Source organism: Mycobacterium sp. DL99, from assembly GCF_004762045.1.
Taxonomy (GTDB): domain Bacteria; phylum Actinomycetota; class Actinomycetes; order Mycobacteriales; family Mycobacteriaceae; genus Mycobacterium.
The window spans coordinates 3,314,412-3,336,216 of sequence record NZ_SJOM01000007.1; the positions used below are offsets into that span (position 1 = coordinate 3,314,412).

Annotated in this window: 24 protein-coding genes and 2 pseudogenes; 8 read left to right on the forward strand and 18 right to left on the reverse strand. The window is 63.4% G+C overall.

The window, feature by feature from the left end; genetic code table 11:
- The first annotated feature begins 21 nt into the window (after window positions 1–21).
- Both hmgA and fahA read left to right on the forward strand, forming a co-directional pair.
- Window positions 22–1,335: a homogentisate 1,2-dioxygenase gene (hmgA, locus tag EYZ64_RS16295; protein ID WP_135454746.1), complete on the forward strand. Its 1,314-nt coding sequence runs from the start codon at window positions 22–24 to the stop codon at window positions 1,333–1,335.
- Window positions 1,332–2,672: a fumarylacetoacetase gene (gene fahA / locus EYZ64_RS16300; RefSeq protein ID WP_286174978.1), complete on the forward strand. Its 1,341-nt coding sequence runs from the start codon at window positions 1,332–1,334 to the stop codon at window positions 2,670–2,672. Before hmgA ends, fahA begins: the two co-directional genes overlap by 4 nt.
- Window positions 2,673–2,689: 17 nt before the next feature.
- On the opposite strand, the gene EYZ64_RS16305 is transcribed toward fahA, so the two are convergent.
- Window positions 2,690–3,583 carry a phenylalanine 4-monooxygenase gene (locus EYZ64_RS16305; RefSeq protein ID WP_135454748.1) on the reverse strand — a complete coding sequence of 298 codons (894 nt, stop codon included), beginning with the start codon at window positions 3,581–3,583 and terminating at the stop codon, window positions 2,690–2,692.
- Window positions 3,584–3,970: 387 nt separating this feature from the next.
- On the opposite strand from EYZ64_RS16305, the pseudogene EYZ64_RS32455 reads away from it, so the two are divergent.
- Window positions 3,971–4,285 (forward strand): annotated as a pseudogene (locus EYZ64_RS32455) (serine hydrolase domain-containing protein); the annotation flags it as partial.
- 52 nt (window positions 4,286–4,337) lie between these two features.
- Window positions 4,338–5,126 (forward strand): serine hydrolase domain-containing protein, encoded by a 789-nt coding sequence (locus EYZ64_RS16310; protein WP_286174979.1) that lies wholly within the window; start codon window positions 4,338–4,340, stop codon window positions 5,124–5,126.
- Window positions 5,127–5,323: 197 nt separating this feature from the next.
- Here the strand turns inward: EYZ64_RS16310 and EYZ64_RS16315 are convergent, their stop codons facing one another.
- Window positions 5,324–6,463, reverse strand: coding sequence for an FAD-dependent oxidoreductase (locus EYZ64_RS16315; RefSeq protein ID WP_135454750.1), 1,140 nt, complete (start codon window positions 6,461–6,463; stop codon window positions 5,324–5,326).
- A gap of 472 nt (window positions 6,464–6,935) precedes the next feature.
- Here EYZ64_RS16315 and EYZ64_RS16320 point away from each other — a divergent pair, with 472 nt between their 5' ends.
- Window positions 6,936–7,745, forward strand: coding sequence for an LLM class F420-dependent oxidoreductase (locus tag EYZ64_RS16320; RefSeq protein WP_135454752.1), 810 nt, complete (start codon window positions 6,936–6,938; stop codon window positions 7,743–7,745).
- Window positions 7,746–7,820: 75 nt separating this feature from the next.
- Here EYZ64_RS16320 and EYZ64_RS16325 read toward each other — a convergent pair whose 3' ends face one another.
- Window positions 7,821–8,390: a GNAT family N-acetyltransferase gene (locus tag EYZ64_RS16325; RefSeq protein ID WP_135454754.1), complete on the reverse strand. Its 570-nt coding sequence runs from the start codon at window positions 8,388–8,390 to the stop codon at window positions 7,821–7,823.
- A 106-nt stretch (window positions 8,391–8,496) separates the two neighbouring features.
- On the opposite strand from EYZ64_RS16325, the gene EYZ64_RS16330 reads away from it, so the two are divergent.
- Complete coding sequence (locus EYZ64_RS16330) at window positions 8,497–10,182, forward strand: GMC family oxidoreductase (RefSeq protein ID WP_135454757.1); 1,686 nt, start codon at window positions 8,497–8,499, stop codon at window positions 10,180–10,182.
- A 273-nt stretch (window positions 10,183–10,455) separates the two neighbouring features.
- Here EYZ64_RS16330 and EYZ64_RS16335 read toward each other — a convergent pair whose 3' ends face one another.
- Entirely contained in the window at window positions 10,456–10,725 is a 270-nt protein-coding gene (locus tag EYZ64_RS16335; protein WP_135454758.1) for a hypothetical protein, read from the reverse strand.
- A 98-nt stretch (window positions 10,726–10,823) separates the two neighbouring features.
- Window positions 10,824–11,204, reverse strand: coding sequence for a hypothetical protein (locus tag EYZ64_RS16340; RefSeq protein WP_135454760.1), 381 nt, complete (start codon window positions 11,202–11,204; stop codon window positions 10,824–10,826).
- Window positions 11,205–11,342: 138 nt separating this feature from the next.
- Here EYZ64_RS16340 and EYZ64_RS16345 point away from each other — a divergent pair, with 138 nt between their 5' ends.
- Window positions 11,343–11,615, forward strand: coding sequence for a hypothetical protein (locus EYZ64_RS16345; protein WP_135454762.1), 273 nt, complete (start codon window positions 11,343–11,345; stop codon window positions 11,613–11,615).
- Between the two features lie 215 nt (window positions 11,616–11,830).
- On the opposite strand, the pseudogene EYZ64_RS32665 reads toward EYZ64_RS16345, so the two are convergent.
- The 8 genes and pseudogenes from EYZ64_RS32665 to arr form a co-directional block, all read right to left on the reverse strand.
- Window positions 11,831–11,950: pseudogene (locus EYZ64_RS32665) on the reverse strand (hypothetical protein); the annotation flags it as partial.
- On the reverse strand, window positions 11,908–12,387 hold the full coding sequence (locus tag EYZ64_RS16350) for a GrpB family protein (RefSeq protein ID WP_353653677.1): 480 nt from the start codon (window positions 12,385–12,387) through the stop codon (window positions 11,908–11,910). The pseudogene EYZ64_RS32665 and the gene EYZ64_RS16350, both read right to left, overlap by 43 nt.
- Window positions 12,306–12,872 (reverse strand): dihydrofolate reductase family protein, encoded by a 567-nt coding sequence (locus tag EYZ64_RS16355; RefSeq protein ID WP_135454765.1) that lies wholly within the window; start codon window positions 12,870–12,872, stop codon window positions 12,306–12,308. Before EYZ64_RS16355 ends, EYZ64_RS16350 begins: the two co-directional genes overlap by 82 nt.
- Before the next feature lie 86 nt (window positions 12,873–12,958).
- Window positions 12,959–13,255, reverse strand: a complete 297-nt coding sequence (locus tag EYZ64_RS16360) for a hypothetical protein (protein ID WP_135454768.1) — start codon at window positions 13,253–13,255, stop codon at window positions 12,959–12,961.
- A 149-nt stretch (window positions 13,256–13,404) separates the two neighbouring features.
- Window positions 13,405–14,013, reverse strand: coding sequence for an LGFP repeat-containing protein (locus tag EYZ64_RS16365; RefSeq protein ID WP_135454770.1), 609 nt, complete (start codon window positions 14,011–14,013; stop codon window positions 13,405–13,407).
- Window positions 14,014–14,278: 265 nt separating this feature from the next.
- Window positions 14,279–14,707, reverse strand: coding sequence for a cellulose-binding domain-containing protein (locus EYZ64_RS16370; RefSeq protein WP_135454772.1), 429 nt, complete (start codon window positions 14,705–14,707; stop codon window positions 14,279–14,281).
- Window positions 14,708–14,950: 243 nt separating this feature from the next.
- Window positions 14,951–15,634 carry a hypothetical protein gene (locus EYZ64_RS16375; protein ID WP_135454774.1) on the reverse strand — a complete coding sequence of 228 codons (684 nt, stop codon included), beginning with the start codon at window positions 15,632–15,634 and terminating at the stop codon, window positions 14,951–14,953.
- A gap of 575 nt (window positions 15,635–16,209) precedes the next feature.
- Window positions 16,210–16,623: an NAD(+)--rifampin ADP-ribosyltransferase gene (gene arr, locus EYZ64_RS16380; RefSeq protein WP_135454776.1), complete on the reverse strand. Its 414-nt coding sequence runs from the start codon at window positions 16,621–16,623 to the stop codon at window positions 16,210–16,212.
- 222 nt (window positions 16,624–16,845) lie between these two features.
- Here arr and EYZ64_RS16385 point away from each other — a divergent pair, with 222 nt between their 5' ends.
- Window positions 16,846–17,301 (forward strand): DUF1942 domain-containing protein, encoded by a 456-nt coding sequence (locus EYZ64_RS16385; protein ID WP_135454779.1) that lies wholly within the window; start codon window positions 16,846–16,848, stop codon window positions 17,299–17,301.
- Between the two features lie 226 nt (window positions 17,302–17,527).
- Here the strand turns inward: EYZ64_RS16385 and EYZ64_RS16390 are convergent, their stop codons facing one another.
- From EYZ64_RS16390 to EYZ64_RS16410, 5 genes are all read right to left on the reverse strand, one after another.
- Window positions 17,528–18,094, reverse strand: a complete 567-nt coding sequence (locus tag EYZ64_RS16390; RefSeq protein WP_135454781.1) for a mycothiol transferase — start codon at window positions 18,092–18,094, stop codon at window positions 17,528–17,530.
- Between the two features lie 98 nt (window positions 18,095–18,192).
- Window positions 18,193–18,882 carry a cupin domain-containing protein gene (locus EYZ64_RS16395; RefSeq protein ID WP_135454783.1) on the reverse strand — a complete coding sequence of 230 codons (690 nt, stop codon included), beginning with the start codon at window positions 18,880–18,882 and terminating at the stop codon, window positions 18,193–18,195.
- 70 nt (window positions 18,883–18,952) lie between these two features.
- Window positions 18,953–20,335 carry an alpha/beta hydrolase-fold protein gene (locus EYZ64_RS16400; protein WP_135460055.1) on the reverse strand — a complete coding sequence of 461 codons (1,383 nt, stop codon included), beginning with the start codon at window positions 20,333–20,335 and terminating at the stop codon, window positions 18,953–18,955.
- Between the two features lie 191 nt (window positions 20,336–20,526).
- Window positions 20,527–21,201 (reverse strand): hypothetical protein, encoded by a 675-nt coding sequence (locus EYZ64_RS16405; protein WP_167857854.1) that lies wholly within the window; start codon window positions 21,199–21,201, stop codon window positions 20,527–20,529.
- A 27-nt stretch (window positions 21,202–21,228) separates the two neighbouring features.
- Window positions 21,229–21,771, reverse strand: a complete 543-nt coding sequence (locus tag EYZ64_RS16410; RefSeq protein ID WP_135454786.1) for a hypothetical protein — start codon at window positions 21,769–21,771, stop codon at window positions 21,229–21,231.
- Window positions 21,772–21,805: the final 34 nt, after the last annotated feature.

Here is a 21,805-nt window from a genome sequence, read left to right on the forward strand (position 1 = left end):
ACGAAGGAGGAGAAGAACGTGATGACCGATTATCTGTCCGGCTTTGGCAACAGCTTCGAAAGCGAGGCTCTGCCCGGCGCGTTGCCGGTCGGCCGGAACTCCCCTCAACAGTGCGCCTACGGCCTCTACGCCGAACAGCTCAGCGGTTCACCGTTCACCGCGCCCCGCGCCAGCAATGAACGGTCCTGGCTGTACCGGATTCGGCCAAGCGTGGCCCATTGGGGCCAATTCACCCCCGTCCAGACCGAAGGAGTTGCGTGCTGGCGCTCGGCCCCCGACGACGCACTGCCCGTGCCGATCGCCCAAATGCGGTGGAACCCATTGCCGATGCCGAATCCCGCGGTCGAGGACACCACGTTCATCACCGGCGTTCGCACGATCACGACCGGCGGGGACGTCGGGACCCGCACCGGGTTTGCCTGCAGCATCTACACCATCACATCGTCGATGGTTGATGCCTACTTCTACAACGGCGACGCCGAGATGCTGTTCGTCCTGGAGCGCGGCGACGTTCGGTTCTGGACCGAGTTCGGGATCATCGACGCCGAACCCAGCGAGATCGTCGTCATCCCCCGTGGCGTGAAACTTCGCGTCGAGGTGCTCGACGGTCCGGCCCGGGGCTACCTCTGCGAAAACTACGGTGGCTCTTTCGCTCTCCCCGAGCGCGGCCCGATCGGCGCCAACTGTCTGGCCAATCCGCGCGACTTCCTCACCCCGGTCGCGGCCTACGAGGACCGCGAAGTCCCGTCCACGATGTATGTGAAGTGGGGTGGCACTCTGTGGCAGGCCGAGCTGGGTCATTCGCCGCTGGATGTTGTTGCCTGGCACGGAAATTACGCGCCGTACAAGTACGGTATGCGGCGCTTCTCCCCCGTGGGCCCACTGTTGTTCGATCATGCCGACCCGTCCATCTTCACGGTGCTCACCTCGCCCAGCGAGACACCGGGAACCGCCAACGTCGACTTTGTGTGCTTCCCCGAGCGGTGGATGGTCGCCGAGGACACCTTCCGGCCGCCGTGGTACCACATGAACATCATGAGCGAGTTCATGGGACTCGTGCATGGTGTCTACGACGCCAAACCAAACGGCTTTGTGCCGGGCGGCTTCAGCCTGCACAACTGCATGACCCCACACGGCCCCGACGCCAACGCATTCGAAGCCGCCAGCACCGAAGAATTGAAACCGGTCAAACAGGAAAACACCCTGGCCTTCATGTTCGAAACCCGGTTCCCGCAGAAGGTCACCACCTACGCCGCGAATCTTCCACAGCGGCAGCAGGACTACGCGGACTGCTGGAGCGGTCTGACCAAGCGGTTCCACCCGGACAAGCCGTGACCTCGCCAATGCCTGCATTGGACATCACGCATGACCCGCGCTCGCGCAGCTGGGTTACCTCCGCCGATGCCACCAGCGACTTCCCGCTGCAAAACCTGCCGTTCGGCGTGGTGACCGGCACGACCGGGGTCACAAAGTACGACGGGCCCCATGGCGTCGTCCGTATCGGAGATGCGGTCCTGGACCTGCGAGAACTCGCCACGTCGGGGTTGCTCACCGGTGAGGCACAGGCGGCGGCGGAAGCTGCCGCGCACGGAACGCTTAACGCCCTGTTCGCCTTGGGATCAGGCCCGCGGGTCGCTCTGCGCAGGGCACTGCATTCGCTGCTCGTCGAGGGGGCACAGCACCAGCAGACCGTTGCCAGGTTCCTCACCCCACTGTCGGAGGTCGACGTTCTGCTGCCCGCCCGAATCGGTGACTACACCGATTTCTATGTCGGTATCCACCATGCCCGCAATATCGGTGCTCTGTTCCGGCCGAACGACCCCCTGCTGCCCAACTACAAATGGGTTCCGATCGGCTATCACGGACGTGCCTCCAGCGTGCGTGTCAGCGGCACTCCGATCACCCGCCCGCACGGGCAACTGAAGTCCGGCGATGCGCCGGCACCGGTGCTGGCACCAACCCGGCGGATGGATTTCGAGCTGGAGCTCGGTGTCTGGATCGGCCCCGAGAATCGTCTCGGCGAGCCAGTGCGTCTCGATCACGCCGAATCCCACGTCGCCGGTTACTGCCTGCTCAACGACTGGTCTGCCCGCGATGTGCAAGCCTGGGAATACCAGCCGCTCGGTCCCTTCCTGGCCAAGAACTTCGGCACCACGATCTCCCCCTGGGTCATCACCCCAGAAGCGTTGGCGCCGTTTCGGATTCCGGTTGATCGACCCAAGGAAGATCCCGACCCCCTGCCGTACCTCGACAGTCCCCTGCACCGCACGCATGGCGGACTCGATGTTGAGCTGTACGTACTTATCAGCACGGCGCAGATGCGCAAAGACGGCGAGGCGCCGCACCCGATCTCCCGCTCGTCCAGCCGCCACATGTACTGGAGTGTTGCGCAAATGATCACCCACCACACCAGCAACGGATGCGACCTACAGCCCGGCGACTTGCTCGGCAGCGGCACCATCTCCGGGCCCACCGTGGGCTCCGAAGGCAGCCTGATGGAACTTAGCCATGGCGGAAAAGACCCGGTCACACTGCCCAACGGTGAAACCCGCACGTTTCTCGAAGACGGTGACGAAGTCATCCTGACCGCCAAAGCCCATCGCCCGGACGCAGCCACCATCGGATTCGGCGAGTGTGTCGCCGTCGTACAACCAGCGATCACCTACCCATGATCTGGCTACGGGCTTGCTTACGCTGGTGCCGAAGCGTCATGCACCAAGCGCTCCACAATGTCGTCATCAGCGTCGGCGAAAAACGCGCCGACCACGTCTTCGATCTCGTTGAATCCGTCGGCGCAGAAAAGCACCGGCTGGTAGTGCGTGATGTCGTATGGCTGAACACCCATCCGGCCGACGTTCAGCGGCCGGAGTTCGGCCGCTTCGATCTGCTGGATCTCCCCGTATGAGGAAAGCAGGCCGGCGCCGTAGGCGCGCACTTGGCCATGCTCACGTACCACCCCGAATTCCAAGGAGAACCAGAAGACCTTCGAGAAGAATTCCAGCGCCTCAGTCGTTTGCACACGCCGAGCCGCCTGTCCGGCCAGCCGGTACAGAGTCGCGAAACGATCATGAGCCAAGGAATTGCCGTGGCCGACCACCTCGTGGATCAGATCGGGCTCTGGCGTGTAGAGCGGCACGGAGTGGTGCCGGATGTACTGAGTGGAGTGGAAAATTCCGTCTGCCAGGAATCCGTAGAACTCACGTAGTGGTACCAGCCCGGCCGCTGGCACGTACTGAAAGCCGGTGAGCGGCCTGAGCATCTCGTTGACCTCGACCAGTTGTGGGATCCGGTCCTCGGGAAGCTGGAGCCGCTCCCGGCCCTGCTGGTACACGGCGCAGGCCAGCCGCTGGTGCAGCCTGTGAAGCTCCGTGCAGACGATGCGCCAGACCTCCTGCTCGGCGTCGGTATAGGTCGCGATTGGTGGTGGTGTGCCAGGCTGCCAATCCATCGCGAGGGCGGCCAACGCGTTGCGGCGGGCGCGGTATTCCGGGTCCACCGCACCCGGGTGGTCGGCAGCCAGGTGAACGGTGACGTCATCTCCCGTGCGCGTCACCGGCGCATAGAGCCGAGCTTCTTCGAACATCGCTTGCCTCCGGATGTCCGGGCGTCGCATAGCGCGTCGTCGTTCATGGCTGGCCGTCGCTTTGGGATGTCGTAGCGGCAACCATTTGGGCCGGATTTGTGGTCCCAATATCAGGATATGCGCCCTGAGCCAGTAGATGAACGGGCACCAGCCGTGCCCCGTGCGCTCCCCACGTCGATGAACAAATCGGCGAACACCGCCTACGGCCCACGAGCACGGTAGTTGTCGTGCCGTTTGGCAGATCTCGATCGACGTCCAACGATCGATTTGGCGTGAACCCGAGTTTGTCGTTGACCTGTTCGTTGAGGGAGGCCACAGCGCGCCGATTCGCGGGTAGTGTGCGGGATCCGCACTCGACCAAGACTAGAACGTGTTCTAATTCGGTGTATGTCCAGTCCAGCGGCGGGGCACGCTGACCCCGCTTTTGCGGAAGTGAAAGCCGTCTTTGAAGCAGGTTTAGCCAACGGCGACGATCTCGGCGCCGCGGTGGCGGTATTCATCGACGGTCGTGCGGTGGTGGATCTGTGGGGAGGCATCGCCGACCGACGGACCGGACGTCCATGGACGCGCGATACCGCTTGTCCGACCTTTTCCTGCACCAAGGGTGTGACGGCGACCGCGGCACTCATGGTCGCCCAGCAATGCGGCCGCGGCGCCGACGAACCGGTGAGCGCCTGGTGGCCGGAATTCGCACAACACGACAAGCGCGAGACCACACTGAGCGACCTGATGGCCCACCGGGCCGGGTTGCCCGTTGGAGCGCCCGGTTTCGGTGGCCCAAGCCTCAGATCCCGCGGCGATGGCCGACCTGTTGGCGCGCCAATGCCCGCTCTGGCAGCCCGGGACCGAACATGGTTATCACGCTTTGACTTTCGGATGGCTGGTCGGCGAATTCGTGCGCCGCCACACCGGCCTGACTGTCGGCGAGTTCACCCGGCGCCACTTGGGCGATCGGCTGTTCATCGGCGCTTCCGGAGCGGCGGTGCGCGAGGCCGCCCGGATCAGTTCGCCACCGCCCGAGCAGCGTGCCTGGGACGCCGAGAACGCGCCGCCGATACCGGACGACACAGTCGCCGAGATGGTGGCCGCGATGTCCGATCCAGAATCGCTGTTCATCCGGGCAGCATCGAATCCCGTTGCATCCTATAATGATCCAGAAGTATTGGCGGCCGGCTGGCCCGCGGCCGGCCTAGTTACCACCGCTCGTGATCTGGCCAAATTCTATGGCGACCTGATCAGCGGAACCCTGGTCGCCCCGGGTCCCCTGCGGGAAGCGATCACAGAACGCGTACGCGGCCGCGACCGGGTGCTGCGCTTGGAAAGTGCATTCGGGCTCGGCTACATGCTGCCGTCGCAGAACTTCGTGGTGCCCCAACCTGCGCAATCGACCGTCTTCGGTCACCCGGGGGCCGGTGGCTCGGTAGGACTGGCAGATCTCGAACACAAGGTCGCTTTCGCCTTCGTGCCCAACCTGCGCCGCGACTGGCTGGCCGGCGATCGCCGTGCCTATCGGCTCATCGCCGCGGTGTACGACGCGCTGTGACACCGCAACGCAATTGACGCGGGCGGTCCCATCTCAACCTGCGTCAGATACACCTTGCTGGAGCCGGCCAGACGATCAAGCCGGCGAGCCCGGCAATCAGCGCCTCTCCCCTGCCGCATCTCGACCGACGTATCGCCGCCCATCACAAGGAATGCGGCGGAATCGAATACGCCTGATGGAATCACGTTCATCGGCACCTAGGACTGCTGCTGGGCCAGTATGCCGTTGAATAGGTTGATCACGCCGTCAGGTGCACCCGCGCCGAAGATGGCGTCGATCGTTTGGTGTGCGGCGACAGCCGCCGCCTCGCTGCGGGGAAACATGGCTTCTTCATAACTGCTCAACGCGGCTTCGGTGTCATCGAGGCGGGCGGCGATGGCTTCGCCTAGTTGGGCACCGTCGAACATGGCGAGGTTTGCGCCGTCGCCTCCGGGAACGGTCACGTGCGCGGCATCGCCGATGAGCGTCACGCCGGGTGTGCGGTTCCACCGGTGACGATCCGGAAGCTGGTAGATCTTGCGCAGGGCTGGGGCCTGGTCACCTTTGGTGATCAGCGCCGTGAGCTTCGGGGACCAACCGCTGAACTCGGCGGCAATCCGAGCGCGGGAGGATGCCGCGTCGGTGAAATCAATCCCGTCGAACCACTCGACGGGACGATGCAGGATCACATACGTGTGCACCACGTTCCCGGCCTTTCGATGCGCCAGGAGCCCTCTGCCCGGCAGGATGGCGTAAAGCGCGCCATCGCCTACGGTTTCGGCGACCTCCGGATGTTGCTGGTCGACATCTAGGAGGTAGGAATCAACGTAGCTCAGCCCCGAATAGACGGGCTGCTCATCGGAAAGCAACGAGCGCACCTTGGACCACGTCCCATCGGCACCGACGAGAAGGTCGGTGATTACGCTGGAGCCATCCGAGAACGTGAGACGATGCCGACCGGCGCCGACCGGGGTGGCCGCCGTGAGTTTCTTGTTCCACTGCACAACGTCGGCAGGCAATGAACCCAGCAGAATGCGCCGAATGTCGCCGCGCAATGACTCGGGGCGCGTCATCGAACCGTCGTCAGGGACCTCGACGACTACCTGGCCGCTGATGTCGTAGATCCGACGCGCGCCGCCGCCAAGGTGAATGATGCCGCGGTACTGCTCGGTGAGTCCCGCCATCTCAAGAGCGCGCTGGCCGTCCTCTTCGTGTAGGTCTAGCTGCCCGCCCTGGGTTCGGGCTCCCGCGGAAGCTTCGGCTTCGTAGATGGTCGCGCGAACCCCGGCGACGTGCAGCACGCGAGCAAGCGTCAGGCCACCGAGACCAGCTCCGATGATGGAGATCGTGGGGTTCAAGGAGGTTCTCCTGTCACGGGTCAGACCGGCGGTCTGCGGACTGGGCAATCAACATGGACGGCAGTTGCGGGCTCGATGAATCGGGCGGCCTGTCCCCGACGTTAGTCGCCATCAGCTGGTAGGCCGATGGTGACACGATGGAGGTCGCGGTTCCAGACGTCCAGGAAAGCTCCCGTCCGGCGACCCTCTGTAGCACGACTCCAGGTTGCGGCATCTCAAATCCTTTCCCACACCGCGGGTCTCACAGCTGCCCTGTAGCGGATGGTCACGACTTATGCCCGGTATGACCGCGATCTCCTGGCTTTGCAGCCGTCAGCACAGCCGGACCGTACGGAAATGCTGTCCTGTCCAGCCCTCTCGCCGGTGTTGAATGCGCTGCGCTCCACCTAGGTCGATGTGCCGATCCGGAATAAACCCGGCGCCAGGTGAACTTGGCTCAAGAGTCGCCTTTCCACCGTCCCAGGAGCTATCCATGACTCGTCAGATCCGCGTCGCCGTGCAGATCCAGCCTGGCGGCACGCCCGACTACCGCACGTGGCGCGACGCCGTCCTGGCTGCCGACGACCTCGGCGTCGACGTAATCTTCGGCTACGACCACTTCCATCGCCCGGCGATGGAGGCCATCGTCGACGGCAAACCTGTCCTGAACGATGAGCAACCCGATGTCGCCAACTTCGAGGGCTGGACCGCGCTCGCATCGTGGGGTGAGATCACCTCACACGCCGAGATCGGGCTCCTCGTCACCGGTGTCGGCTACCGCAACGCGGACCTGCTCGCTGACATGGCGCGCACCGTCGACCACATCAGCGGCGGCCGGCTCATCCTGGGCCTCGGCGCGGGGTGGTACGAAAAGGACTACACCACCTACGGTTACGACTTCGGCACCTTCGGATCCCGCTTCGATCTGTTCGACGAGAGCCTGATCCGCATCGAGAACCGGCTGGCCGCACTGATTCCGCCGCCCGTGCGCAAACTGCCGATCCTCATCGGCGGCACGGGGCCCAAGCGCTCGCTGCCCGCCGTTGCCAGGCACGCCGACATCTGGCACGCGTTCCAGGACCTCGATTCGTTCCGCAGGTCCAGCGCCCGCGTCGACGAGCTGGCAGCGGGGTTCGGCCGCAACGGCGCCGATATCGAACGCTCGACACTCTGGGAGAACGCCCACAGCGCCGATGCCTTCCGCGAGGCAGGCGTCACGCTGTTCCAGACCGAACTCACCTCCGACGACAATTACGACCTCACGTCTCTCAAGCAGGTGGTCGCATGGCGGGACAACGGGTGACCACGACCGAAGAATTGAGCGTTCGGGTTTGGTGGATTCTGTTGGGGCGGAACGGCTTGCGCAGCACGCCCGTGGTCACCGGAGGTCTTTGATCATCGCCAGCCCGAGCGGGCCGTTTCCCTGGCCGACTTCACGAAATCCATTGCGTTCGTACAGGCGCTTGGCGGGATTGCGAACGTGAACGTTGGTGCACATCATTTCGACGTGTGGTGAAAGGTCCGCGAACAGCGCATCCAGAAGCAAGCCACCAACCCCGTCGCCACGCCGGCCGGGTGCGACACCAATGCAGAGTTCCGGCAGCGGCGCGCCATCGGCACCGGAGCGCAGCGGCGGATTGCTGTAGTACGTCCACACCGCGCCAATGGGCAACTCGCTCCGATCCTCGGCGATGATCGGTATAACCCCGGGCGGCGGGAGCATCTCGAGCACTTCGTCGTCGTCTGGGTCCGGAAGAGGCCAGTCTTCAATAATGCAGGCGTGGCGGGCCATCTCGACGACGAAGGCGTGGTCGTCGGCGGTTGCTGCGCGAAGCCGCACAGTGGACTGAGAGGCCATCTGCAGATTGTGGCAGATGCTCATCGCGGCAAAGGCATCGTTCTCGGCGGTTGCGGGACTGGGACCGTAAGCAGTTGATCGAACGGTCACAACCGGCACAGTGAACCGCGATAGCAAGCACGGGAATGTGCACTTACCGGGCGCTCATCGGACAAACTAGAACACGCATCCGACGCCATGGAGGAACGATTCCGGAATGAGCCCCGTCGCCGAGTTCGACTTCGTCATCGTGGGAGCAGGCAGTGCGGGCTGCCTGCTCGCCAATCGCCTCAGCGCCAACCCTGACTATCGTGTGCTCTTGATTGAGGCCGGCGGCAAAGACAACTGGTTCTGGATCAAGATTCCGGTGGGCTATCTGTACACCATTGCCAACCCCCGCACGGACTGGTGCTTCACGACCGAGGCCGATCCGGGTCTGGCTGGCCGCAGCATTCACTACGCGCGGGGCCGCGTGATCGGCGGGTGCTCATCGATCAACGCCATGATCCACATGCGTGGACAGTCCAGCGATTACGACCTGTGGGCACAGGCCACCGGTGACGACCGATGGCGTTGGGGTGGCCCGGACTCCCCCGGCGAGACACTGACGATCTACAAGGAGTTAGAGGACTACTTCGGCGGAGCCGACGATTGGCACGGCGCCGGTGGGGAGATCCGCGTCGAACGGCCGCGGGTGCGCTGGAAGATCTTGGACGCCTGGCAGGCCGCCGCTGCCCAGGTGGGCATCGCCGCGATCGAGGAATTCAACCGGGGCGACAACGCCGGCAGCGCGTACTTTCATGTCAACCAACGGCGCGGCCGGCGCTGGTCGATGGCCGACGCTTTCCTGCATCCCATCGCCCACCGACCCAATCTCACCGTCTACACCCAGACCCAGGCCTTGCGGCTGCTGATGGATGATCAGGTCCACGAAGACCAGCGTCGCGGCGCCTGGACCACGGCTCAGCACCGCGCCACCGGCCTGCGGGTGCTCAAAGACGGCCAAATCGTCGACGTCCGTGCGCGCCGCGAGGTGATCCTGAGCGCTGGATCGATTGGCTCGCCGCATCTCATGCAGGTCTCGGGTCTGGGCCCGGCCCAGCTTCTTACCCAGCATCAGGTGCCGGTGGCCGTCGACCTGCCAGGGGTGGGTGAAAACCTCCAGGACCACCTGCAGCTGCGAACGGTCTACCGGATCAAGGGTGCTCCGACCGTGAACACCCTGTACCGGAATTGGATCACCCGTGCAGGCATGGGGCTTCAGTATCTGCTGCTGCGATCGGGACCCATGACCATGCCGCCCTCTACCCTGGGGGCCTTTGCCAAAAGCGATGCCGCGCTGGCCAGTCCTGATCTGGAGTGGCATGTGCAACCCTTGTCGTTGCCCAAGTTCGGCGATCCACTACACCCTTTCGCAGCGATCACTCCCTCGGTCTGCAATCTGCGCCCGAGCTCGCGTGGCCACGTGCGAATAGCCGATGCAGACCCGCTGACCTACCCGAAGATTCTCTGCAACTACCTGTCGACTGAGGCTGATCGTCAGGCCGCCGTGACTGGTCTCCGGATGACCCGGCAGATCATGGCAGCGCCGGCTCTGGCCCGCTACCACCCGCAGGAATTGCTTCCCGGCCCACAACTGGTGAGTGATGCCGAGCTGCAGAAAGCGGCTGGAGAACTGGGTACGACTATTTTCCACCCGGTGGGCACCTGCGCGATGGGATCCTTTGATGCACAAGGTATCCCGACGTCAGCAGCTACGGTGCTCGACACCGATTGCCGCGTGTACCGCGTCGCCGGCCTTCGAGTGGCCGATGCTTCCGCGATGCCGACTATCACTTCCGGCAACACCAACGCACCGGTCATGCTCATCGCAGAGCGCGCAGCGCGGGCGATCCTGGGATAAGCCGGCGAATACTGGCCCGGTCCCCCGGCCTGCCTGATTTCGCCGCGACGGAATACAAGATCACCGCCTACGGCGACACCTGCTAACTGCGAACCCGGCGATCACTCCAGATATGGTTGGCTACCAGTAGAAGTCGCACTGTATTGCACTGCCCACCAATTACTTTCGTCCGATGTGGTGGGCGGCGCGGTTCGAGCGCGGCGTCCTGCTCGGCAAGCACCCGGGTGTATGCCTGCCGCCGACGGGGCTTTCAGGCCGTGCACGACAGGCGGGTCATCGCCGCTGCGCGGCAGCGCGGTGCACAAGTTCGAGGACCAGACTCATCCAGTCCTTCTCGGTGAGCGGTTTGCCGCGATCGTGGGCCTTCTTTTTCCAGGCGATGAGCGCGGCTAGGACGTCGTCATCTTCGCGATTGCGGTATTCGCCAGCGCCGGTAGCGTCGCCCGCGGCTTCGGCGAGTAGCCGATCTTCGTGTTCGAGATAGGCGTCGATGAGGTCGTCGGCGCAATGGGCGGGATGGAATGCCGATGGTTGTGCGCTCATACCCCACGCTACCAGCGCATCATCTCGCAATGTCCACGCGCGACCGGAAATGCAACCAGCCCAGCACTACAAGTCAATCAGCCACGCGCCGACACCGGTCACCGGTCGAATTCCTCGCTCTCTTCGTCATATCGTCCCCGCGTCTGCATGGTCTCGAGGGTTCTGCGAGCAACCGCGGCGATGCGGACCGGCCACCCTGATGCGATCAGCTCGTCAGCGTCCATCGCGTTTGTCGTCTGCAAGGACATTTTCACCAAGTCATGGAGGGATTCGAGTTGCCGGACCTCCGCAGGCGTCAGAGTGCTCAGATCACGCCACGTGGCGGTGATGTCGTCGTCGATGAAGTCGAAGAAGTAGTTGTAGTAACAGCAGTCGCCGACCGTCCGAACGCCGTCGTCTCCGTCGGCGAGGACCTCCACTGCTTCCATGACACGGTTACGCACGCGTTGTTCGATGATCCGCTCACTGGGTGCGCCCATGGTTGAAACAATATGCGGCAGGGTGGGTAATCGACCGAGTCGCGACGTGTGCGGAGTGCGGGTCCGCGGTCACATGAGAGGACGGCGATGGGCGGCTTTGTTCGTTTCCAGGCGGGTGACTGGTCCTGGAGAAGCTCCATGACCAGCTTCTTGTTCGATTTTCTTGAGGACACGCTGCCGGACGGCCCGGCGCGACGGGAGATTCACGAACTGAACGAACACAACGTACTGATGCTTGATCTGCGCGATCCATCGCGCGGGGAGATGGTGAATCTCATTGCCGACCAGCTTCTTTCGTGGGTAGCGAGAAACGCCGCGGACCCCGCGGCACTGCACAAGGGTTACGGTGAACTGGTTGACCTCGCCAAGATGCAACAGGTTTGCAATCAGGCGGCAGGATCCGGGCAGTGATACGGGGGGGATCTTCCACCTCGAGCGCACCTACCTTGACGCAGCAAGACACGGTTGCCGACGCGCCTCCGGGGCCGCTCCCCTGCACGGCAACTTCAATGGACCGTCAAAATTTCAGACGGCGCCAACAAGGGATTTGCATCAGCCACGCGTTCGGGCCGCGCAGTAGCCAAGCTGAGGGCAGATGAGGCATCAACGACCTGCCGGACGCGCAATCAACGGGGCGCAGCCGCCCACGCCAAAGCGAAGCCGCGCAGCTCGTCGACGAAATCTCGTTTGTGGTTCTGGTATCTCAGCATGCTTGTCCCAGCTGCTGCCGCAGCATCCAACTTGGCCTGCCCATACCGTTCGACCCAGTCCGGACGGGCACGAAGAAAGTCGCGGACCGCGAGATTTGCCCCAGGGCGTCAATCGCCGTGTGCGGTTCTCCGCCGGGCTGGGTGCCGACGAGGATGTCGATGATCGGTTTAGCGAAAAGCCCGGGCACTGCAGTGCTTCCGAAGTGCTCGACTCCAAGCACGTAATCCCCCAGCTTGGCGCGAATCACTGCGGCCTCCGCCCGGTATGACTCAGCCCAGCCGCCGCCATGCGCGACCACCTCAACCCACGGCTCATCGGCGCTCACACCACAAAGTCTGACACCACCCACAATTGTTGCCATCACGATCTCGCTCGGCTGTGTGCGTCCGATCAGTCGCGCTTCGCCTCGTAGCGCAGCAGGACCGTGCCACCCGGGAAGGTGCGGTTCTCCAACAGTCGCAGCGAGATCCATGACGGCAGTGTCGGGAAGAACGGGATGCCACCGCCCACGGCGGTGGGCGCGACCACGATCCGGTATTCGTCCACGAGACCGGCCTGCACGATCGGTGCGGCCAGCGTCGCGCCGGCCACCTCCAGCCTGCCGTCGGTTTCGGCTTTCAGCTTTTTCACCACCTCGACCGGGTCGCCGCGTTCCAGTCGTGAGTTCCAGTCGACAGACTCCAGGGTTTGCGAGAATACGACCTTGGGCATGTCGCGCCAGATGCGGGCGAAGTCGACGATCAGAGGGGTGGCTTCCGGGGCCTTGTCGGCAGTCGGCCAGTACGCGGACATCAGTTCGTAAAGCCGCCGCCCGTAGAACGACAGGGCGGTCTCCCGTTCGAAGTCGTTCCAGTACTCGTGCAGTTCTTCGCTTGGATCGCCCCAGTCGATGTTGCCTTGTGCATCAGCGATGTACCCGTCCACCGACACGTTGAAGCCATAGATGAGTTTGCCCATTGAGATCGGACTTCACCGGAGGGAAAAACTCATCGCGACGTCACACGGTTCACCGTCTAGTGCCTGACACCCAGGTCGGCCTCCAACTACCGTCGCCCAGATTCGTCGCACAATGCACCGATCGGCGCCACCACATGGTCACTGCGGTCGACCCAAACAGCCTCACCGCCCCTGAGGTCCGGGGCCAGCAACTTCCAACCGTCCGAAGGCCACTGCACGAACTCGTAGCCGGCCAATTCGTCCTGAACCACTGATGCGACCCATACCATCGCCTGCGCGGGGCTTGTCTCGAGTGCGAAACCGCGGCCGATGGAGAATGCGCCCAGGTCTGCGTCAGCCGTCAACGTCGTCATTCCGATCGCTACCGAACGGTCTGAGTGCACGGTGAGCACCCATTCGACGCCATCGAGGCTGACGGCTCTGCCCTGTCGCCGACATCGAAGATCACGCGTGACGGCTGCCAGGGCTGCGACCCATTCGCCCGGCACTTCAGATGGAGCCCTGCCGACGAACGGAACCCGCCACTCGCGTACTACAGCCCGGACGGTACGACCTTGCCGTTGACGGTCACCTCGACGTGGCCGGTCTGCGCGTTGTACTCAATCTTGCCGTGCTCGAACGTCGTCACGAGCAGATCGCCGTCGGCGTTCTCGTCGCTGGTGGGGGCGCCCAGTGGACCTGCCGAGCCATTATCGCCGGTGACCACAGGCACGCCCTCCGGGTCGCGTGGGATGTTCCAGGCCTCCCGGATCTTGCCCGAGGTGATGTAGGCAGGCGTGCCTGCCTCGTCGTTCTTGGCGACGATCACGCCGCCCTGGAACTGCTGGAACACCACTCCGCTGTCCCGCGTTCCCGCGTTGCGATCACCCGTCAGCGGCTTGCCGAGCGTCTGCTTCTGACTCTCGGTTGCCGACGAGTATTTCGCCGCGATCGGGCCGGTCAGCGTCACCTCGACGTCTCTGTCCCCGATGAGCTTGACCTCGGTGGGCTGCCCCGGTGTTTCGGACGTGGAGGTGGCGATCAAGCCGACCTGAGGCGACATCGATGTATCGACGCTGTTGCCATTGCTGCATCCCGCAGCGACCAGCGCGACAGCGACCAGGCCGACTGCTGCCGTGTGGCGGTTTGCGATCGTCCTCATGGTTTCCTCTCGCGTCATCCTGTGGTGTGGGTCAAGTTACAACTGAACCCTCGCCCGGCCGGGACTATAACCGAACCACAGAAGTGGCGCAGGCGATAGCGGTCCATTGAGGGCGAGCCAGAGCACTTGGGTAGAGGCCGCGGTCGCGGCGGCTAGGGCGAACGCCGCTCGAATCGCGCGACACCGCACCGCACCAACTATGCGATCACGCGTAACTCACTGCGCAACAACAGCTTCAGTGTCGATCATCGGTGCGCAGTCGCCGTTAGGTGCAGAAATACTGCCTGTTGAGCACACAATTCAACGGTGGTGTGTAAGAACCGCTCAGCACGCCTCTTAGACCACCTTTGGCTGAACCGCCAGGTGGAATGATGCGATTCCAATTTACGGGCGTGAGAACATAGTGCGTGCCAGATTGGGTCAGGGTGCTACTCCACGTGTGCGAGACGGATTCGCCCACCGGCAAGTCGAATTCAAGCGTCCAATCGGATAGCGGCATCGAGCTCAAGTTGGTGATGGTGAAGCGGGCGATGAAACCGGTCTGCCATGTCGATGTCACCGATAATGTCGCCACGGCCGCAGCCGCATGCGCCACGGGCGTGATCGCGAGTCCGAGTGTGGCCACTATCAGTGTCGACACGGTGAGATGAAGCGCTGTGCGCCAACGTTTCACGAAATTGCCCAGTTCGGCCACGGCAGTCGACGCTAAAGCCAACCAGGCGATGTCGGCGCCCGCGTCGCCGGGACGCTGCAGAACGTTTATTCAAATGAAACCGTCACGATATTTCCGCACCAAGCCTCCGCACCGTGACCGGCCCGTGCGAATCATCGGCGGAGCATCACTCTGCCGCCCAACAACTTTCAACCGCCATGTGACCAGAGCCGGCTCAGCTTGGCGGCTTTCGCATCAGACGGAACGCCGCCGTCACATCCGGCGTCAGGTCACCGGTTGCAGCGTGGCACCGACCGCCCGGCTGTACATGTCTGCCGCTGTGGTCATCGCGGACTTCACAGTGTTGTAGTAGTGCGTTCCAACCCCACCGTGGTACTTGAGCAGTTGCGGGTTCTGCGCGAGCGTGGCTGCCAGCACCGGGTCGCCGGTAATGCCGTATTTGTTGAACGCCTCAGTGAATCGGGCAATGAACCGGGCGATCGCCATGTTGGGGTCTTGACGCTCGGCAAGGGTGCCGAAGCTGGCTTTCTCCTGGAACAGGCCGATGACCTCATCGGCGGCTCCCCCCGGCCCTCCGTAGGCCTGCACGCCACCGGACGCGGTCGGGCGGAAACTGGATTCGATGTTCGCTGTGGCGATGACGGTCTTGATCTGGTCTTCGCTCAAGCTGGCGGCCCTGCCCTGGCTCACGATGGCGTTGACGATGTCCTGCGCGTTGGATTCCTTGGTCACGACCACCGGCCTGGGGATGGTGACTGCGGGTGCGGCCGGTCTGGTGACGGAGTCGTCCGCCGGCCGTTGCTCAACGGCGATCGCTGGATGCCGGTGCATCGGCGACGAGAGCAGTGTGGCACCACCGAGGCCGGTCGCGACGAGAAGGGTGGTGATGATCTTCTTTACGTGTTTCGGTTTTCCGAACGTCTCCAGTGGTCGGGCGGCCTTCGGCATGGTTGTGCTCTCCTCTGTGGGGGTTTGAACTTGTGGATCCGTGCGTCGGACACGAACACCCCCCTCCAACCCCGCTGTCGGCGTGAAAAACAGGGTTGAACTGCACACCGGTCACAATGCGGCGACCAGCACCGCCCGACCAGATGTGTGCCAGCAAGAGTTTGCTGCGTGAGTTACAGCTGCTGCGAAGCAGGGGTTAACCTGCCGCCGACCCGTCACATCCGTGGCAACTACCACCCCGGTTTGCCACGATGTGATGCGCGTCACCTTGCCTGGTGCTACGGCATAATAGTAATTAGCCGAGCACTCTATTGGATCATCCGTTATCTGGCAAAACCCCAGTACAGCCACGACCACCAGAGGCTCCTGCAGTCCTGATGGTTCATTGGTTTTGCGTTTGCCGAGAGGCTTGTCGTGACGGTTTGCGTCACCGACGTCTCAGGCATCCAGGCCGGAGTCCCGGTTGATGACTCGGTGGGTGAACTCGACAGTCCGAATCGCCAGCGTCAGCATTCCGCGTGCCCCGCCTCAGGTTGTCCGGCGCTTCTCGCAAAATATCTGGCGGACTTCCTCTTTCAGTTGATGATCTCGCCTCGTTCGTCGGCACGGATCGAGGCCAGCCGGTCCTTCCACATCAGTAGTGCCTCCGGCGTCAGCCGCGCCCAGTCGGTGACTTCGCGCACCACACGAAGTGGTGCTTCGCTTCGAAACGATCGCGTCGGGTTGCCCGGGAACTTCTTGTCCGTGACATTCGGGTCATCCTCAAAGGGCCCGGTGGGAACGACCTCGTAGACGTGTGGTGTCGATTCCTCCAGTGCTGCAACCTCTGCGGCGAGTCCGGCGCCGTCGCGCAAGGCAGTGAAGTAGATGTGATTCATGACGACCTCGGGCCGATAGTTCGAGTTGTATCCGGCCGTCAGGTGGTCACCGGGGCGCAGTTCTGCCTTGGTGCCGTGAAAGAACGGCCCCTCATCGAGTACTTCACTCATGAGCCGATTTTACGATTTGCCGTCGCCTGGACTATCGCGCCGACAAGCCGCGGCCGCCTGCACGACCACTGCTCCCGCGGCATGGAAGGAGAGCTTGGTGAGAGAAACCTGGCCACCGGCTGGAAACGGGGAGGTTTGAAATCCCTGAATTTGGATACGCACTCAGCGGAACAGAACGTAGTCATTTCCTGGCAGCGGGAACCTGGGTGAAGGGAGCATGACATGACGTTCTCGCACATCGCATTGAAAACAACGGCAGCTGCCGCTGGAATCGCGGCGGCCGGAGTCTTCGCGGCCCCACCGGCGTTCGCCGACCCGGAAGTGCTCCAGTTCGGCCAAACGGCAGAGATTCCCAGTTCAGGTGGCGCGATCGACTACACCGTGAGTAGCTTGCAGCCCAGCGGTCACAACGACGGCATCTGGTACTCCGAGGTGACGGCCCGAGCCGCGAGCGGCTCCCCAACGCCGAACATTTCCGATTTCAACGCCCGAGCTGTCAACAGCTCCACCTACGCGGACATGAAGGGAAACCAGACGGACGGCCTTGCCAACCAACCGATCGCGCCGGGCGCCCAGACAACCGGGCGGATCTACTTCGACGTACGCGGGGGCACCGTTCCCGACAGCGTCGTTTACCGGGACTCCGGCGGCACTGACAAGGTGGTCTGGAAGGGCTGATCCGGGTGCGCCCACATGGGGAGGGGATGCGGGCGGAGCTCGCCGCTCATGAAGGTGTTGTGCACCGTGATCGAGGGGCACGGCGGCTGGTTGTTCAAACACACCGGTGAGGGCGTATGTGCCGCGAACTCGCCGCCGCGGCAGGCGCGTTCGTCGAGACAGTGCCTCCCGCCACCATCCCGCAGCCTTTTCGCACGTGCCACGCGACGTCGACACCTCGATCAGATCACCCCAACTCAGCCGGCCGCCAGCCAGCGGGCGGATCTTCGCCCACCAAACCGTCAACACTCTCGCGGATCAAATCTGCATGGCCGGTGTGGCGCCCGTACTCCTCGATCATGTCGCAGACGCTGCGCCGCAGGCTGGCTCGTCGACCGTCAGGCCATGCGAGGTCCACAAGCTGGTTCAAACCATCTGCGACAAGCACAGTTTGGAGTTTGTCCCTGGATCGTGCCACGGTGCCATCCCACAACGCATAGAGCTGTTCTGGGGTGTCATCAGCGGCCGAATTGAAGTCCCAGTCCGGATCGGTATCCCAGTCCGCGGTATCCCATGGTGATCCAATCGGCGACCCGTCGAGCATGGGGCCGAAGCGCTCCGCCTCGGCCCGCGCCAAGTGCTTGGTCAACCCCCCAAGAGTCAACGGGGACACGCCGACCCGAACCTGTAATCCCGAGGAGTCCAGGCCGCCCACCTTCCATCGGAAGGTGGCTCGCAGCCGCTCCAGCGCACCGATGAGGTGCTCCGCCTCTGTTCCCGCCAGTGGCGGCTCCCACGGACAATCATCGACCATCGCCTCAGAGTATCGACCGGGTTGCTGATTCTCAGCCGTCGATACGTGATCGTTCTTCAGTTGCTACAGATCCCGGCGTCCATCGCGATGAGTTTCGGCTACGGCGATCGCAAGATTACGATGGCGTTGTCGATCTTTTTGAAGGAGCTGAATGTCTCTGCGGGAACGCCGAATACGGCGGACAGCACCCGCGGTGGAAGCCTGCTGAGGGACTCACCGATACCGATATTGTCTTTGTCTTCGGGCGCACTGGTGTTCTGGATGATGATTATTGTCATGTCGTCGGGGCCGCGGTTCTCAAAGTAGTGAAATGAACCTTGGGGCGCGAAAACGATGTCATTGACATGCTGCTCGAACTGCTCGTAGTTCCCGTTCCCGTCGATGACAATCCAGGTCGCCACTCCGCTGGTAACGATGTTGAGTTCCCACGCACTCGGATGCCAGTGCGGCTCGCGGATTCCCCCAGGCTGCAATGTGAGCAGCAGGAGGCTGGCCTCCTGCCCCTTGAGGATCGGAAAGTTGTCCTCGTTGGCTTGTTGGTACCAGCCGCCGTCATGCGTGCTTTTGGGCGAAGCGCCAAGATGGAACAAGTGTGATTGCGAGGTGATCGTCTCGGCGGGTAGGCGGGGGTCGCCAAAGCGCGCAGCATCATCGGACATTGGGGTTTCCTTGTCAGGGCCATCGCCGGTGCCGGTGGAGATGATCAGGCGGTCAACGCCCACACCGGTTGCGGCCGCGGCGCCTGCCAGGCCCGCTCCGCCCAAGATTTTGCGACGATTAACCGTCACGCTGGGAGATTACCGTCGACGCTGACGGGCCGTGAGCGAGTTCGAGGAAGTCGCCCGCACCGGAGAACGTCTAAGCGCCGGGGACATGCACGCGATGCGCCAGCCACGGCAGCGCATTGGCGAACGCCGTGGCCGCGAATTGCCATGTGTGGTAGCCGGGATACACGCGCAGCGAACAACCAATGCCGACCGCGACGGCTGCCGCGCACAGATCGGGTAGGGCCCCCTTCTCTCGGAACTCGTCGGCGTCGTCGTGGCCACCGAAACCGACAGGCGCACGATGTTGATCGGGACGGTTCGGCAGATTTTTCGTCTTGTCGTCGGCCGGCTCCTGCGAGTCGTCGAAATACCCCGCCACTCCCACGTACGGCCCGTGCTTGGCCATGACCGTTCGCGGGTCGAATGTCGCCCACGCATCGGCATTGCCACCGTAAAGTCGGCTGATCGTCTGCTCCTCGGTGCCCGAATTCGGTCCCCGGTCACCCCCTATGTCGTCGAACGTCTGGAACATGTCGGAGTGCATGACCGTCAGGTCGATCGCACACGTGCCTCCCATCGACCACCCGACCACGCCCCAGTTCGCAGCGTCCGATGAAGCGGCGAAGCGCGAAATCACGTACGGACGCACATCCATTGTCAAGTGGTCAGCGGCGTTTCCGCGCGGACCGTTGACGCACTCTGTGTCGTTGTTGAAGCTCCCGCTGGAATCGACAAAAACGAAGATCGGCGCCGCTCCCCCGTGTCCTCTGGCGAAGCTGTCGATCACGCCGATCGCGTTTCCGGTGCGCATCCAGTTCGTCGGATTGCTGAACTCCCCTGCGATCATCATGACGACTGGCAGGGACGGTGGAGTGGCACCGCTGAACCAGGCCGGTGGCAGGTAGACATACTCACGTCTGTGCGTGAATCCGCTTGCGTCGGAGGGAATGTCAATCGGCACAACCTTCCCCGTGTCGGGCTGGGTATTGCGCATGCCGGCAAGCGCGGCTGCATCTGTCTCGTCCGGAAGGGGGCCCGAGGTGAGATCTCCCCACGCACGCTGCACTGTCGGGTAATAGCCGACCCACCCGTTGAGCACGAGCAACGTACAGATCAACGTCAACGGGACGGCCGATGCAGACAAAGTCCGCCGCCACCATCGGGTGCCGCGAAAACCCACGATCGCCACCGCCACGGAACCGGCGAACACCGCAGTCCACACCCACAGTGTGATCGGTGCCGGGTCGGAGGCCAGCCCTTGCGAGTTCATATACGCGCGAGCCGCGAACGCGGCGAGGGCAGCGACTGCCACGCAGATAGGTATCCAGAGTGTCCGCCAACGTCGCGTCCGCCATCCGATCGCGACGACCAGCACCACGAGCGTCGCGATCTCGACGCTCAGCGGCAACCAACCGCCAAGCAGCGAGATCCCATGCCCAAAACGGCTGAAATCGGGATCCGGGATCGGAGGCATCGGGGTCGGAACTGGCGGCTCGGTTGTCGCTGAACCGTTGGGCGGCACAGCATCAGTATGCGAGCGTTGACTGAGAGACACCTGGCTGCCGGCAACTGAAAGCCTTGTAGCGACCTACATCTACTTTCTCGGCTCACACCGCATCGCCACCGCTGGCCGGCGAACATTCTCACCACCGGTTGACCGCCGTCTCAGCGGGATACCTCGACGATCTCACCTTTGATCGCCCAGTGCGCACCTTCCGGATCAGCAGCGAGCAATTCGCCGGCAACGCACAGGTGGTCGGTTGGGTGCCACTGCACGCCTGCACCGAAAGGCCTGACGAGCTGCCGCACAGCGCCCAGCACCGCCCGACTTTCGTCAAGCAGGAGTTTCTCGATCTCTTCCGGTTCTGCCGGAAGGACTTTCGCGATTCGTCTTGAAACGTCAGGCAGGATGGCCGTGTCGGTGTGAGCCTGGAACGCGGAGATCACGCCGTCGAATACTCCCTTCACCAATCCGCCCCACACCGGCTCACGCCCGTGCGGTGGCCGGACCCGGACTTTGACGGCGAAGGCCATGTCGGGCGCGACCGCCGGCTCGGCCACGTCATGGTCGTCCCGGCCGCGGGCGAGCGCTAGCCACACCTGTGCCAGCTTCTTGTCGCCTGCGAAGGCGCCCAGGTCGGTCCAGTCGAACGATGCAACCGTTCTCCCCTGCCGCCAACTGTCGAAGCCGCCCGATCCGGGCACCAGCGCGTAGCGGTAGCAGAACGGATACTCCGTCCTGGATGGAGCCGATGGTGCGACGGCCCCCTGCTCGAAGCGGATGCCGTTGCCGCCGGCGACCCGGAACGAATCGATGTTGTAGAGCACGAGGTTCTCCACGTCGGCGTTGGGAGGCTTGGCGCCGAATTACGTTGCCTGCAGTACCTGCCCAGCCGAGGGTTCGAGCCGCCCACAGCCATCCCGGATCTCGGTCCGCAGCCGCTCTTGCCAGGCGGGCCGACGCTCGAAGCGGATGTAATCATCGGCCCATGCCTCGACCACGGGCCGATCCGCCGTCGGCCCGCGGACCTCGCAGCCCCCGTCGGGCAACGGGGAGCCGAACGTCTGGTTGACCTTCTTGACTGAAGTGGGTTGCGCAGCAACGCCATGTGGGTGGCAGGCCCCGCACGGCGGGATATGCTGCCCCACTTCGTGTATCGCCCACTGCTCGAGCTCGGCCAGCTGATCCGCGCACTTTTTCACGTACTGCCTGGTCCACCCGCCCCCGACAGGGTTCTCACCGCGGATCGTCCGGCAACCCGCACGGTGCACACGCGCGGCCGCCACGCTGCGGCTACGGGCAATGTTGATCACGTAGCCATCAGGATGGTCGGCGAGCCAGGCGAGGTAGCCGGGGTCGTCGTCACTGAACAGCGTCACGGTGGACATCTTGCCTCCGACGACCGACAAGCCGGTCTACTTCGGTGGATCACCCCGGGGCTGA